The organism is Pseudomonas sp. GD04058 (assembly GCF_029836855.1).
Lineage (GTDB): Bacteria > Pseudomonadota > Gammaproteobacteria > Pseudomonadales > Pseudomonadaceae > Aquipseudomonas > Aquipseudomonas bharatica.
This window is the reverse complement of sequence record NZ_JAOECN010000013.1, coordinates 116,376-129,873: the sequence shown is the minus strand read 5'-3', so window position 1 is coordinate 129,873 and position 13,498 is coordinate 116,376. Positions and strand designations below refer to the sequence as shown.

The 13,498-nt window shown below is 64.8% G+C and carries 10 protein-coding genes and 1 pseudogene; 1 reads left to right on the top strand and 10 read right to left on the bottom strand.

Annotated features, from left to right (window positions below):
• Positions 1-22: 22 nt before the first annotated feature.
• Together N7650_RS13795 and N7650_RS13790 are read right to left on the bottom strand one after the other, a co-directional pair.
• Positions 23-2,494 carry a TonB-dependent receptor gene (locus tag N7650_RS13795; RefSeq protein WP_279898683.1) on the bottom strand — a complete coding sequence of 824 codons (2,472 nt, stop codon included), beginning with the start codon at positions 2,492-2,494 and terminating at the stop codon, positions 23-25.
• Between the two features lie 64 nt (positions 2,495-2,558).
• Complete coding sequence (locus tag N7650_RS13790) at positions 2,559-4,802, bottom strand: TonB-dependent receptor (RefSeq protein WP_279898682.1); 2,244 nt, start codon at positions 4,800-4,802, stop codon at positions 2,559-2,561.
• Between the two features lie 322 nt (positions 4,803-5,124).
• Between N7650_RS13790 and N7650_RS13785 the strand changes: the two genes are divergently transcribed.
• A complete protein-coding gene (locus tag N7650_RS13785; RefSeq protein WP_279898681.1) occupies positions 5,125-5,367 on the top strand; it encodes a hypothetical protein in 243 nt (80 codons plus the stop codon).
• Positions 5,368-5,445: 78 nt separating this feature from the next.
• Here the strand turns inward: N7650_RS13785 and paaZ are convergent, their stop codons facing one another.
• The 8 genes and pseudogenes from paaZ to paaB all read right to left on the bottom strand — a co-directional run bounded on the left by paaZ (position 5,446) and on the right by paaB (position 13,480).
• Entirely contained in the window at positions 5,446-7,500 is a 2,055-nt protein-coding gene (gene paaZ / locus N7650_RS13780; RefSeq protein ID WP_279898680.1) for a phenylacetic acid degradation bifunctional protein PaaZ, read from the bottom strand.
• Positions 7,501-7,533: 33 nt separating this feature from the next.
• On the bottom strand, positions 7,534-8,760 hold the full coding sequence (locus N7650_RS13775; protein ID WP_009398357.1) for an OprD family porin: 1,227 nt from the start codon (positions 8,758-8,760) through the stop codon (positions 7,534-7,536).
• A 31-nt stretch (positions 8,761-8,791) separates the two neighbouring features.
• Positions 8,792-10,354, bottom strand: a pseudogene (locus N7650_RS13770) (cation acetate symporter); the annotation flags it as partial.
• On the bottom strand, positions 10,351-10,659 hold the full coding sequence (locus tag N7650_RS13765; RefSeq protein WP_279898677.1) for a DUF485 domain-containing protein: 309 nt from the start codon (positions 10,657-10,659) through the stop codon (positions 10,351-10,353). The pseudogene N7650_RS13770 and the gene N7650_RS13765, both read right to left, overlap by 4 nt.
• Before the next feature lie 155 nt (positions 10,660-10,814).
• The gene (gene paaE / locus N7650_RS13760; protein ID WP_279898676.1) at positions 10,815-11,891 is read right to left on the bottom strand and encodes a 1,2-phenylacetyl-CoA epoxidase subunit PaaE; all 1,077 of its coding nucleotides are present in this window, start codon (positions 11,889-11,891) and stop codon (positions 10,815-10,817) included.
• Positions 11,892-11,911: 20 nt separating this feature from the next.
• Positions 11,912-12,445: a 1,2-phenylacetyl-CoA epoxidase subunit PaaD gene (gene paaD / locus N7650_RS13755; protein ID WP_279898674.1), complete on the bottom strand. Its 534-nt coding sequence runs from the start codon at positions 12,443-12,445 to the stop codon at positions 11,912-11,914.
• The gene (gene paaC / locus N7650_RS13750; protein ID WP_279898673.1) at positions 12,432-13,187 is read right to left on the bottom strand and encodes a 1,2-phenylacetyl-CoA epoxidase subunit PaaC; all 756 of its coding nucleotides are present in this window, start codon (positions 13,185-13,187) and stop codon (positions 12,432-12,434) included. The genes paaD and paaC overlap by 14 nt, the downstream gene beginning before the upstream one ends.
• A gap of 11 nt (positions 13,188-13,198) precedes the next feature.
• Positions 13,199-13,480: a 1,2-phenylacetyl-CoA epoxidase subunit PaaB gene (gene paaB, locus N7650_RS13745; protein ID WP_009398366.1), complete on the bottom strand. Its 282-nt coding sequence runs from the start codon at positions 13,478-13,480 to the stop codon at positions 13,199-13,201.
• Positions 13,481-13,498: the final 18 nt, after the last annotated feature.

Genomic DNA, 13,498 nt, shown 5'->3' with positions numbered 1-13,498 from the left:
TCGTTTTTGCTATTGGGCCCGTTTAAAAGTCATAACTCACACTGGTGTAGTAGAACGCCCCCTGCGCTCCCTCAGGCGAGGTGATCGAATACTTCGGCACCCCGTACAACTGCGCACCTTTCAATTTCTCCGGATGGCTGTCGAACAGGTTGATCGCACCTACCGAGACTTTCAGGCCCAGGTCGAAGCGATAGCTCAGGTCCAGATCCGTCACCCATTGCGGGCTGAAGGTCTGGTCCAGCGCCGGGTTGCTGGCGTTCAGGCTTTTCCATTCGCCATAACGCCGCTGGGTGACGGTCAGCCCCCAGTTTTCGTACAGCCAGTTGGCGCTGAAGGTCAGCTTGTTGTCCGGCGTGCCGTGCTCGATCAGCCCTTGGGTGGCCCGTCCGACGATCTGCTCACCGCTGATGCCGCCGACATCACGCAGGTCGGTGATCCGCGTGCGGGTCTTGGCGAAGCCGGCGTTCAGGTCGAGCCGGCCATAGGCTGCCAGGTCCAGTTGGTATTGGCCGCTTAGCTCGACGCCGTCGGTGCGGGTGTCGGCGATGTTGGTGTAGAACGCCGCGCTCTGGATGTTGGCGTAGGGCGTACCGGCGAAGATCGGCCCGACCACGCTGGCCGGCAACTGGTCGGAGAGGGTGATGCGGTTGTTGATATCGATACGGTAGGCGTCGATGCTCAGCGAAGCATTGCTCAATGGCCGCCAGACCAGGCCCAGGGAGTAGTTGGTCGACTCCTCCGGCTTCAGCGCCCGGCCACCGAGCAATGCCGCTTCCGGGCTGTCGGCGCGCAGGGTGCGCTGTTGCACCTCGACCCAGTTGCCGCTGCCCGGCGGCTGCTCCACCACCTGTACGCTGAACGACGATAAACCGCTCTGCACCAGCGACGGTGCGCGATAACCGCTGCTGATACTGCCGCGTGCGGCGATCTGCGGGGTGAAGTCGTAGCGCAGGGAAAGCTTGCCGTTGGTGGTGTCGCCAAAGTCCGAATAGTGCTCCGAGCGCACCGCCAGGCCGGCCTGGAACTTGTCGGTGATCTGCCCTTCGAGGTCGAGGTAGGCGCCGAATACCTTGCGCTCCAGCGAGGCGGCGTCGACGTTGGTGATCCCCGAGTAGTAGCCGGGAATCCGCCGCCCGGTGACCGGATCCAGGGTGTTGAACAGCGCGCCGTTCTGCCAGCCCGCCGCCTCGCCGGCGCTCAGGGTGTAGTTTTCCTTGCGCCAGGCCAGGCCCGCGGACACGGTCAGCGGCTTGGCCAGCAGATCGGTGGGGAAGTCGCGGACCCAGTCGAGGGTCAGGTTGGTCTGCTTGTTCTCGCGCTCCCCGGTGTAGATGTTGTACGGGCTGTTGGCGCCCCAGCTAGGGTTGATCGCGTCGCGATCGGTGGACTTGAGCGTGTCGTTGCCGTAGTTGGCCGCCAGGTCGAACTTGCCCAGCAGGTCGTCCTCGTAGCGCAGGCCGCCGGTGACCGCGTAGTCCTCCAGGGCATAGCGGGTGATCGGCAGGCGCCCGTCCGGGTAGCGCGACAGCGCGACACTGCCGTAGTTGCTGCGCAGGGTGGTGGGCGGGTCGAAGAAGCCTTCGGCATCGGTGTTCTTGTGCGAGTACGTGGCGAAGCCATAGGCGGTCAGGCCGTCACCAACGCCGATCTCGCTGTTGGCGACGAGGTTGTACTGGTCGCTGACCCCGCCCGAGCCCCAGTTCCAGGTGCGGTAGCGGTTGTTCTGCTCGCGGGGCGTATTAACGCTGGTGTCGCCGGGATAGAAGATGCGGTTGTCCGGACGGGTATCGCTGGCCGGGTCCTGGTTGCCGGCATCGAACGACAGGGTGAGGAAACCATCGTTGGGCAGGGCGAAGCCTTTCCAGCCACTGAGCTTGCGCTGCAGGCCGTCACCCTTGTCGTAGCCGCCGAAGCGGTAGCCGATGTTGCCGCCATCGTCGTTTTCCTTGAGCACGATGTTGATCACCCCGGCGATGGCATCGGAGCCGTACTGGGCGGCGGCGCCGTCACGCAGGATCTCGACCCGCGACACCGCGCTCAGCGGTATCAGGCTCAGGTCCACCGCCGCGGCGCCACGGCCGTTGGCCAGGCTCTGGCGGGTAACGTTGGCGCTGCTGTGGCGGCGCTTGCCGTTGACCAGTACCAGCACCTGGTCCGAGGCCAGGCCGCGCAGCGAAGCGCCTTGGGCGATGGACCCGGCGAAAGCGCCCTGTGGCGATTGCGGGAAGCTGAAGGAGGGCGACAGCGCGGTCAGGGCGCCGGACAGGTCCTTGGCCCCGGTTTCTTCGAGTTTTTCGGCGCTGAGCACATCGACCGGTGCCGCGCTTTCGAGGGCGGTGACGTCGCTGCGGCGGGTGCCGACCACTACCACGGTATCGAGTTTGTCGTCTTTGGCGGCGCTGCCACTGGCGGGCTCCTGGGCCTGGACGATGGGCACGGCAAGGCTGCCGATGACCAGCGCGATGGCGCCGGCCAAGGGGTCGAGACGGAACATGGGACTACTCCTGTTGCACGCAAGGGGGCCGGCGACCCTCCCGGGATCGCCGGTCAGCGAAGGGTCAGAAACGGCTGGTAACGCTCAGGCCGACGGTGCGCGGGTCGCCGTAGGTGATCACGTATTGCCCGGCAGTACCGTTGGGTCGGCCATGGACCTGGTAACGGCGGTCGGTGAGGTTGTTGACGAAGCCGGTGACGCTGAGCTTCTCGTCCGCGCTGAACCAGGTCAGGCGACTGTTGGCCAGGGTGTAGTGGGGCTGGTTGAGCGGCGCGTCGGCACTGCTCTGGCGGTCGGCGAGGAAGTATTCCTTGTCACGGAAGCTGACATCGCCCCCGGCTACCAGCCTGCCGGGAATGTCCAGCGGCAGGGTGTAGTCGGCCCCGAGGGACACCACGTAGCGCGGCGACCGCACGAAGCTGTTGCCGCTGTAGTCGCCGGTGACCGCGCCGGTATTGGGGTTGGTGTTCTTGAAGTCGGTGTACTCGGTATCCAGGAACGACAGCGCGCCGCGCAGATGCAGGCGGTCGGTGGGCTGGCCCTCGATCTCCAGTTCGGCGCCTTTGACCTTGCCCTTGGCGCCGTTGGTGAGTGCGGTGGTCAGGATGCCGCTGTTGACCGTCAGCAGGTTCACCTGGATGTCCTGGTAGTCGTAATAGAAGACGTTGGCGTTGACCGTCAGGCGATGGTCGAACCACTCCGACTTCAAGCCCAGTTCATAGGCATCCAGTTCTTCCGGATCGACCGTGGTCAACTGCGCCAGGCTGGTTGAGAGGCCGGTGTTGAAGCCACCCGAGCGGAAGCCGTGGGCGTAGCGGAAGAACACCCGCAGGTTGTCGTTGATCCGGTATTCCGGGGTCAGGTCGTAGGTCCAGGCGTCCCAGCGCTTGCTTTCCTCGCGATTGCCGTTGCTGCCGGCGGCGGTCAACGGGATCAGCGGACCCGTGGCGGTAGCCCGGGTCAGCTGGGTCAGGTCGAGATCGATGTCCTTTTTCTCGGTGGTCCAGCGCAGGCCGCCGGTGACGGTCAGATTGTCTGTGAAGTCATAGGCCAGGTTGCCGAACAGCGCATAGCTGTCGGTGCGGTGGGTGTAGTCGAGGTTGCGGTAATCCACGGTGCCGCCGGTCTGGTTGGAGCCGGTGCCGTTCGGTGTCGGGCCCGGAATGATGCTGCGCACCGCGCTGTTGTCGAGGGTCTCGTGGAAGTAGTGGGTTCCGAGCATCCAGCGCAGGGTTTCCTGCGGCGAAGAGGCGAGGCGGAACTCCTGGGAGTACTGGTCGTAGGTCGCATCGCTGTCAGTGGCACCGTTGACCTCGTAGGGGGTGTAGTCGGCGTCGGTCAGCGACTGGTTGCGGATATGGTCGTAGGCGGTGATCGAGGTCAGGGTGTAGTCGCCGAGGTTCCAGTTCAGGGTCAGCGACGTGCCGCTGTGGTCGAGCTTGTAGTCTTCGTTGGTGTTGAGCTCGATCTTGCGCCCGTGAGGGCGCTGGTAGCCGACATTGTAGTAGCGCCCCAGGGGCAGCGAACCGCTGCTGCCGTCGCCCTTGAATTCACGACCATGAATCTTCAGCAGGGCTTCGAGGTCCTCGTTGACCTTGGCCAGGAACTGCACGCGCACGGCTTTCTTGTTGACGTCACCGTAGGTCTGGTCGTTGGTCAGGTTATGGGTGAAGCCGTCGCGCTCTTCGGAATACAGCGAGACCCGGCCGGCCAGGCGATCGTCCACCAGCGAACCGCCGATGGCGCCGTTGAGGATTCGTTCGTTCTTGCTGCCGAAGCCGATAGTGCCGTAGCCATCGGTGTCGAACGTCGGTTTCTTGGAAATCACGTTGACCGCGCCGGCGGTGGTGTTCTTGCCGTACAGGGTGCCTTGCGGGCCGCGCAGGATCTCGATGCGTTCCAGGTCGAACAGCGGCCCGCCGCCGGCCACCGGAGCATTGAGGTACACGTCGTCGGCATAGATGCCTACCGGATAGACCGTGGCCGCACCGGTATCGCCGGTGCCCAGGCCACGGATGTACCAGCGTGGGCGCCCGTCGCCGTCCGGATTCTTCGCCGAAGCGTTGGGTACGAACGTGGTGATATCGCCCATGGCGCGCACGCCGTCGGCCGCCAGGCTGGTGCCCTGGACCGCCGAGACCGCCACCGGAACCTCTTGCAGGGTTTCTTCCCGGTGCTGTGCGGTGACGGTTACGGTTTTCAGCGCCGGCGTGGTGCTGGTTTCATCGTCGGCATAGGCCAACGGGTATTGGCCCGCCAACAGAAGGCTAAGGCTGATTCCCTTGGTGATGGGATTGATCTGGAACATGCTGCTTCTCCCCGAGCGTTGCAGATGCAGGGGTAGAGCAGGGTTTATGCCATGTTTTCAACCCATTGATTCAATTGGAAAAACAAGGATTTTTGCGGCGTCGTTGCTAGGCAGGCAGCAGGGCACTGGTGAATCTATGTTGCTACAGCAGCAATGGTTGCGAACCTGGCCCATGGCGCACTTCCAACGGCTCGCTGGATAACCACCTGGCTCGGAAGTTTCTCAAGCTTTCCTGGAAACTTCCCTTCGCTTGTTTGAGGCTCGAAATTGATAAGTCAGATGTTTTACTGTGCGTGCCTGGAATATTTCTCGGGGCGAGGGTATGAGAAAAATCGACGGTAGCCATGGTGCAGATGGCGCGTCCGGGTGCGGTTCCCCGGATTTCCTGGGCAGGGTTCGCTGGCCATTGGTTGTACTGCTATGCCTGGCCACGGGTTTCGCTCTGGTGGTGCTGTTCTGGAGCGGCGATACGCAGCCGGACTCGCCCTGGTTCTGGAGCCGCGTGCTGGCACTCCCGTTGATTATCTGGAGCTATCTGTATGGGCTGCGCCTGCTGGCGCATTGAAGACGCTGGCCATGCTCCTCGTCCCGGGCGGCTCGAAACGCGACGCGGACCTTGTCGATACCGCGCCGCATCCAGGGTTTAGCCCTCCCGCTTCACCACCAGGGTCAGAATGTCATAACTCGCCACCAGCTCCCCAAGCTGGTTGGTCACCTCCACGTCCCACGCCACCACCCCTTGCGGGATACCCTGCGGGCTCTTCTTGCCCTGGTCGATCTTGCGCTTGCAGGTGAGCCTGGCCTGGATCGTGTCGCCGATGCCCACCGGATTGATGAAGCGCAGGTTATCCAGTCCATAGTTGGCCAGGACCGGCCCGGGAGCCGGGCTGACGAACAAGCCGGCCGCCGCCGACAGCACGAAGTAGCCGTGGGCGATACGCTTGCCGAACTGCGATTCCCGTGCGGCGATCTCGTCGAAATGCATGTAGAAGTGATCCCCCGAAAGACAGCCGAAGTTCACCAGGTCTGCCTCGGTCACCGTCCGCCGATGGGTCAGCAACGACTCGCCGATGCGCAGGTCCTCGAAATAGCGGCGGAACGGATGTACTTCGGTTTCGATCACCTCGGCGCCACGCACGTACTCGCCGGTCACCGCCATCAGCATGCTCGGCGAGCCCTGTACCGCGGCCCGTTGCAGGTAGTGCTTCACGGCGCGCAGCCCGCCCAGTTCCTCGCCACCCCCAGCCCGACCCGGACCGCCGTGCTTGAGCTGCGGCAGCGGAGAACCATGGCCGGTGGATTCGGCAGCGGCTTCGGCATCCAGCACCAGCAGGCGGCCATGCCAGGCCGCCGCCACCGGCACGGCCCTGGCCGCCACTGCGCGGTCAGCGGTGACCAGGCTCGCCACCAGGCTGCCTTTGCCGCGGGCAGCCAGGTCCAGCGCTTCATCCAGGTCTTCATAGGTCATCAGGGTGCTGACCGGCCCGAACGCTTCGATATCGTGGGCGCCGCCCTCGGCATGGGCGTCCCGCGCCAGCAGCAGGGTGGGGGCGAAGAAGGCGCCGTTGGCGACGCCTTCGCCACGCGGCTCGAAACCGTCACGGGCACCGAACAGCAGGTCGCAGCTTTGCAGCAATTGTTCGACCCGCTCGCCGACATCCGCCTGCTGCGCATGGGACGCCAGGGCCCCCATGCGCACGCCTTCCACCGAAGGATCGCCCACCACCACCTTGCCCAGGCGATCCCGCAGGCGGGTCGCCACCGCGTCCAGATGCTTCGCCGGCACGATGGCCCGGCGAATCGCCGTGCATTTCTGCCCGGCCTTGGTGGTCATTTCCCGGGCGACTTCCTTGATATACAGCTCGAACTCTTCGCTGTCCGGGCTCACGTCCGGGCCGAGGATGGCGCAGTTCAGCGAGTCGGCCTCGGCGGTGAAGGGCACCGAGTTGCGGATCAGGTTGGGCGTGACCCGCAGTTTCGCCGCAGTGTCCGCCGAGCCGGTGAAAGTCACCAGGTCCTGGCCGTCCAGGCGCTCCAGCAGGTCGCCGGTGCTGCCGATCACCAGTTGCAGGGCGCCGGCCGGGAGCAGGCCGGACTCATCGATCAGGCGCACCACGGCTTCGGTCAGGTAGCTGGTGGCGGTGGCGGGCTTGACGATGCAGGGCATGCCGGCCAGGAAGGTCGGGGCAAATTTTTCCAGCATCCCCCAGATCGGGAAGTTGAAGGCATTGATATGCACCGCGACCCCGGCCCGTGGCACCAGGATGTGACTGCCGGCGAACCGGCCTTGCTTGCCCAGCGGGATCGCCGGCCCTTCATGGACCAGGTTGCCTGACGGCAACTCGCGGGCACCGATGCCGGCATAAGAGAACAGCGTGGCATTGCCGCCCTCGATATCGATCCAGCTGTCGGCACGGGTCGCGCCGCTGTGGTGGGACAGGGCGTAGAGCTGCTCCTTGCGCTCGGCCAGGTACAGCGCCAGGGCCTTGAGCCGCGCTGCGCGCTGCTGGAAATCCAGGGCCATCAGGCCGTTGCGGCCCTGCTGGCGCCCCCAGGCGAGGGCCTCGGCGAAGTCCGGACGCTCCTCATGGCTGTAGCCCAGCACGTGGCCGTCGATGGCGCTGCGCAGGGGCTGGGCGCCGTGCTGGCCGATCCAGCGGCCGGCGATGAAGCTTTGCAAGGTAGGGGCAGCAGACATCGGTGTGTCCTCCAGTTCTTTCAGGAAGCGCTGTTACCACAGCGCCAGGGTGTAGCCGACGATCAGGCGGTTTTCGTCCAGGGCATTGGTCAGGCCGTTGCCGGAGCGGAAGGTGACGTTGCGCCAACGCAGGCTGACGTTCTTCAGCGGGCCGCTCTGGATCACGTAGGCGATATCGGTATCGCGCTCGCGCTCGCGGCCGTTGTCGATACCCGCCGCCTTGGCGTGGCGGCCGTCGGTATAGCGGGTCATGAAGCTCAGGCCGGGAATGCCCAGGGCGGCGAAGTCGTAGTCGTAGCGCGCCTGCCAGGAGTCCAGCCCGGCGCGGGTGAAGGTGTTGTAGGTGACCAGGTTGACGGTGTAAGGGTCGCCGCCATTGAGGAAGGGGAAGGCGCTGTCGCCGGACATCTGCTGGAAGGTGCCGCTGAATTTGTGCGCGCCGACCGCCAGGGTGAACATGCCGTTGAAGTTACGGTTATCGATGCGTCCGGCGCGTTCGGCACCGTCGCCACGGCTGTCGAACCAGCGCAGGTCACTGCGCAGGCTCATGCCCTCGGCCAGCGGCAGGGTATGAACCAGGCCGACATACTGCTGGCGATAGATGTCTTCGAGCTTGGCGTAGTAGTAACTCACCGCCAGTTGCGGGCTGAAGGCGTAGCTGCCGCCACCGAAATCGAAGTGATCGCTGCTGGCGGCGCCGTAGCCGATATCGTCGTTGCTCGAGGAATCGCGCAGGTTGGCCTTGGTCAGGCGTCCGCCATTGAGGGTCAGGCCGTCGATGTCCTGGCTGGTCAGCAGGCCGCCTTTGAAGGTCGAGGCCAGCAGGCGGGTGTCGTTGTAGGTGACCACCGGCAACAGCGGTTGCAGGGTGCCCAGGCGCAGCACGCTTTTCGACAGGCGCACCTTGGCGGTCACGCCCAGCTCGCTGTAGTCGTCCACCGGTTCCAGGCTGTCGCGGCCATAGGGCAGCAGGCCGGTGCCACGGCGGTCGCGGCTGGAGTCCAGCTTGATGCCCAGTTGGCCCATGGCATCCACACCGAAACCAAGGGTGCCATCGGTAAAGCCGGACTCCAGTTTGGCGGTAAAGCCCTGCGCCCATTCCTCAGCCTTGGACTGCGGCGCGTTGTCCTGGCGGAAGTCGCGGTTTATGTAGTGGTTGCGCAGTTCGATCTTCGCGTGGCTGTCCTCGATGAAGCCGGCCAGGGCCGGAGTACAGGCGAGGGGCAGGGTGAATCCGGCCAGAAGGCGAATGGGGTTCATTGTTGTTATTCCCGAGTCGTCGTTTGCGTGATTAGTGTTTGCTGGCGCTGGCGGCGCCGATACCGGTCATGGAGCGGATGAACTGGGCCAGATAGCGGCCGCGTTCCTCGCTGGCCCGGGCCGAGCGGTCGGACACCGAGAAGGCCCAGGCGGCAAGGAAGGCCGCGCTCATGGAGAACAGCGCCGGGTTGGAGTAGGGGAACAGCGCCTTGTCGTGATGCAGAACGTTGACCCACACCACTGGGCTCAGCACCAGCAGGATCACCGCCGAAACCAGGCCGGCCAGGCTACCGGCCACGGCGCCGCGGGTGGTCAGGCCCTTCCAGAACATGGACAGGAACAGCACCGGGAAATTGACCGAGGCCGCGATGGCCAGCACCAGCCCGGACAGGAACGCGATGTTCTGCGACTCGAACATCAGGCCGAGGATGATCGCCAGCACGCCGATCACCAGGGTGGCGACGCGGGAGACGCGGATCTCATCCTGTTCGCTCGCCTTGCCCTTGCGGACCACGCAGGCGTAGATGTCATGGGACACCGCCGAGGCACCGGACAGCGCCAGGCCGGCGACTACCGCAAGGATGGTGGCGAAGGCCACGGCCGAGATGAAGCCGAGGAACAGGTTGCCGCCCACGGCCTGGGCCAGGTGCACGGCGATCATGTTGCCGCCGCCGATGATCGCGCCGCTGGCGTCACGGTAGGCAGGTTCAGTGCCGACCATAACGATGGCGCCGAAGCCGATGACGATCAGCAGCAGGTAGAAGTAGCCGATGAAGCCGGTGGCATAGAACACCGATTTACGGGCTTCCTTGGCATCGCTGACCGTGAAGAAGCGCATCAGGATGTGTGGCAGGCCGGCGGTGCCGAACATCATGCCGAGGCCGAGGGAAATCGCATCCACCGGGTTCGACAGCAGGCCGCCCGGGGCCATGATCGCGGTGCCTTTGGCATGTACCGCCGCGGCGCTGGCGAACATCGCCTCGGTGCTGAAACCGAAGTGCTTGAGCACCATGAAGGCCATGAAGGTGGTGCCGGAAAGCAGCATGACGGCCTTGATGATCTGCACCCATGTGGTAGCGAGCATGCCGCCGAAGGTGACGTAGAACACCATCAGCACGCCGACCAGGATCACCGCGTACAGGTAGCTGATGCCGAACAGCAGCTCGATCAGCTTGCCGGCGCCGACCATCTGCGCCACCAGGTACAGTAGCGCCACGGTCAGGGTACCGAAGGCCGAGGTCAGGCGTACCGGGGTCTGTGCCAGGCGGTAGGAGACCACGTCGGCGAAGGTGTACTTGCCCAGGTTGCGCAGGCGCTCGGCGATCAGGAACAGGATGATCGGCCAGCCGGCCAGCACGCCCAGGGCGTAGAGCAGGCCGTCGTAGCCGTTGAGGAACATCATCGCCGAGATACCGAGGAAGGACGCGGCGCTGATCATGTCGCCGGCGATTGCCAGGCCGTTCTGCATCCCGCTCAGGCCGCCGCCGGCGGTATAGAAATCGCTGGCCGAACGGGTGCGCAGGGCGGCCCAGCGGGTTACCCCGAGGGTGAAGACGACGAACAGCAGAAACATGCCGATGGCGGTCCAGTTCATTGCGCGCACTCCTGCTTGACCTTGTCGTTGAGCGGATCGAGGACATTGTTGGCGCGGTACACGTAGATACCGGTGAGGGCGAAGGACAGCAGCACGATCAGCACGCCCACCAGCATGCCGACGCTCGTCACCCCGCCGCTGAGGGACTGGCCGAGGGTGCTGGGGGAAAAGGCCACGAGCAGGACGAAGCCGTAGTAGATCACCAGCATGGCGGCGGTGAGGCTGCCGTTGAGGCGGCGCTTGCGCCGCACCAGTTGCCGGAAATCGGGGTGGTTGCTGATGGATTCGATATCAGTGGGGGTCATGGGTGCGCTCTCTTGATCTTGTTGTAGTTGTTGTGTCGTTCACGCTTGGGGGTATTGCTTTGTTCTTTCGGGCCTCATCGCTGGCAAGCCAGCTCCCACAGGGATCCCTGTGGGAGCTGGCTTGCCAGCGATGAGGCCGGTACAGGCGAAAACCTTTAAAGCTGATCGAAATCCAGCACCACCCGCTCGCTCAGCGGATAGCTCTGGCACGACAGCACATACCCGGCCGCTACCTCGTAGTCTTCCAGGGCATGGTTGCTGTCCATCTCCACCTCGCCCTCGATCACCTTGCACTTACAGGTCGAGCAGACCCCGGCCTTGCACGAGTAGGGCAGTTCGGCGCCAATGGCATTGCCGGCATCCAGCACGCTTTGGCTATTGCGCGGCAGCTCGAAGGACAGCGCACGGCCGTCGCTGATCACGGTGACCTGGCTCATCGCCGAATCCACCTGCCGCGCCGCTTCCCGGGCCTGGCGCCGCTCGTCGCTGCCGGCTGCGGCGAACAGCTCGAAGTGAATCCTGTCCGCGGCCATGCCTCGCGCCTTCAGGGCGTCGCGCACGGTCTCGGTCATTGCCTGCGGGCCGCAAACGAACGCCGCTTCCAGTTGCGGCACGTCGAGCCAGCGGCCGAACAGTTGCGCGCATTTGTCGGCGTCGATGCGGCCGTTATAAAGGTCGATGTCCTGCTGCTCGCGGCTGAACACGAAGATCAGGTTGAGGCGTTGCAGGTAGCGGTTCTTCAGGTCTTCCAGTTGCTCGCGGAACAGCGCCGAGCCACTGGCGCGGTTGCCGTAGAGCAGGGTGAAGCGGCTGTTCGGTTCGGCTTCAAGGGTGGTCTTGACAATGGACAGGATCGGGGTGATGCCGCTGCCGGCCGCCACCGCCAGGTAGTGAGCGTGACGCGCCGGGTCCAGCGCGGTATGGAAGCTGCCGGATGGCGGCATCACATCGATCACGTCACCGGCCGCCAGCACCTCGTTGGCGAAGGCGGAAAAACGCCCGCCGACCATTTTTTTTACCGCCACCCGCAGTTCACCGTCGTTGACGCCGGTGCAGATCGAATAGGAGCGGCGCACTTCTTCATCATCCAGGCGGGTGCGCAGCACCAGGTACTGGCCCTGGGTGAACCGGAAGGTCTCGCCCAGTTCACGCGGTACATCGAACAGGATCGACACGGCATCGCGTGTTTCGCTGCGCACTTGCTTGACGGTCAGGCTGTGGAACTGGCTCATGGGGAATCTCCAGCAAGCGCTCAAATGCACTTGAAATAATCGAAGGGCTCGCGGCAGTCGCAGCAGCGGTACAGGGCCTTGCACGCGGTGGAGCCGAACTCGCTGAGTACCTCGGTGTGGCTGCTGCCGCACTGTGGACAGGCGATCACCTGCGGTTCGCCGAGCAGGCTGCGTTTGTTCGAACTGCCCAGTGGCGCGGCGATGCCATAGGCGCGCAGGCGTTCACGGCCGCTGGCGCTGATCCAGTCGGTGGTCCAGGCCGGGCTGAGCTGACGCTTCAGCGCGGGCTCGGCGAAGCCGGCCTGTTCCAGCGCGGCGCGGATGTCCTGCTCGATCGCCTCGGTGGCCGGGCAGCCGGAATAGGTCGGGGTCACGGCCACCTGCAGGTGGCCGTTGGCCCAGTCCAGAGCGCGCACGATGCCCAGGTCGACCACGCTGACCACCGGCACTTCCGGGTCCATGACCTGCTCCAGCACCGTCCAGGCCTGGTGCAGGTCATCGGGCCGCGAGGCGCGGGCGCCGCGGTCGCTGGCGATCAGCTCACCAGGTCGCATCGGGGTAGGCTCGCGGCAGGAATTGCATTTCCGCCAGCAGCAGGCCCAGGTGCTCGCTGTGCACGCCCTGGCGACCGCTGAGGTAGAAGTGACTGGCCGCTGGCGGCACCGGTAGGGTGGCGCGCTCGAAGGTGGCTTCGACCTGCGTCTGCCAGTCCAGCGCGACCTGCTCCGGGTTGCCGATCACACCGCTGTGGAACAGGCGCTGCTCCAGCGCATCGGCCTCCACCAGCTCGACGGTATAGCGCCAGACCTGGGGCAGGGCGGCGAGCATGCGCTGGCGGCTCTCCTCGGTGCCGTCGCCCAGGCGCTCGACCCACTCGCCGGAGCGGCGCAGGTGATAGGTGACTTCCTTCAGCGCCTTGCTGGCGATGGCCTGGATACGCTCGTCGCTGGAATGGGCCAGGCCTTGCAGCACGGCGAAATGCCAGGCGTCGTAGAAGAATTGCTTGAGGATGGTCAGCGCATAGTCGCCGTTGGGTTGCTCCACCAGCAGCAGGTTGCGATAGGCGCGCTCGTCGCGACGGAACACCAGGTGGTCGGCATCGCGGCCGTCAGCGCTCAGCTCGGCGGCATATTCCAGCCAGTTGCGCGCCTGGCCGACCAGGTCGAGGCCGACGTTCATCAGCGCCAGCTCTTCTTCCAGCGCCGGGGCGCGGCCGCACCACTGGCACAGGCGCTGGGCCTGGACCATGGCGCTGTCGCCCAGGCGCAGCAAATACTGGATCAGATCGTCTGTCATGGGCGCCGTCATTACATATGCCCCACTTCAGGCGGCAGCTCGTAGAAGCTGGCGTGGCGGTAGATCTTGTCTTCGGCAGGGGCGAACAGCGGATCCTTCTCGTCGGGCGACGAGGCCGTGATCAGCGCCGAGGGCACCACCCACAGGCTTACCCCCTCGTTGCGGCGGGTGTACAGCTCGCGAGCATTCTCGATGGCCATGGCGGCATCGGCGGCATGGACGCTACCGACATGCTTGTGGTTGAGGCCGTGCTTGCTGCGCACGAACACTTCGAACAGGGTCCATTCGGACATGGCGATTTCTCCTCGGGC

What these genes read in the sequence shown, in the direction of transcription:
- N7650_RS13795 (WP_279898683.1), bottom strand. Translation starts at nt 2,494, where the DNA reads ATGTTCCGTCTCGACCCCTTGGCCGGCGCCATCGCGCTGGTCATCGGC.
- N7650_RS13790 (WP_279898682.1), bottom strand. Translation starts at nt 4,802, where the DNA reads ATGTTCCAGATCAATCCCATCACCAAGGGAATCAGCCTTAGCCTTCTG.
- N7650_RS13785 (WP_279898681.1), top strand. Translation starts at nt 5,125, where the DNA reads ATGAGAAAAATCGACGGTAGCCATGGTGCAGATGGCGCGTCCGGGTGC.
- paaZ (WP_279898680.1), bottom strand. Translation starts at nt 7,500, where the DNA reads ATGTCTGCTGCCCCTACCTTGCAAAGCTTCATCGCCGGCCGCTGGATC.
- N7650_RS13775 (WP_009398357.1), bottom strand. Translation starts at nt 8,760, where the DNA reads ATGAACCCCATTCGCCTTCTGGCCGGATTCACCCTGCCCCTCGCCTGT.
- N7650_RS13765 (WP_279898677.1), bottom strand. Translation starts at nt 10,659, where the DNA reads ATGACCCCCACTGATATCGAATCCATCAGCAACCACCCCGATTTCCGG.
- paaE (WP_279898676.1), bottom strand. Translation starts at nt 11,891, where the DNA reads ATGAGCCAGTTCCACAGCCTGACCGTCAAGCAAGTGCGCAGCGAAACA.
- paaD (WP_279898674.1), bottom strand. Translation starts at nt 12,445, where the DNA reads ATGCGACCTGGTGAGCTGATCGCCAGCGACCGCGGCGCCCGCGCCTCG.
- paaC (WP_279898673.1), bottom strand. Translation starts at nt 13,187, where the DNA reads ATGACAGACGATCTGATCCAGTATTTGCTGCGCCTGGGCGACAGCGCC.
- paaB (WP_009398366.1), bottom strand. Translation starts at nt 13,480, where the DNA reads ATGTCCGAATGGACCCTGTTCGAAGTGTTCGTGCGCAGCAAGCACGGC.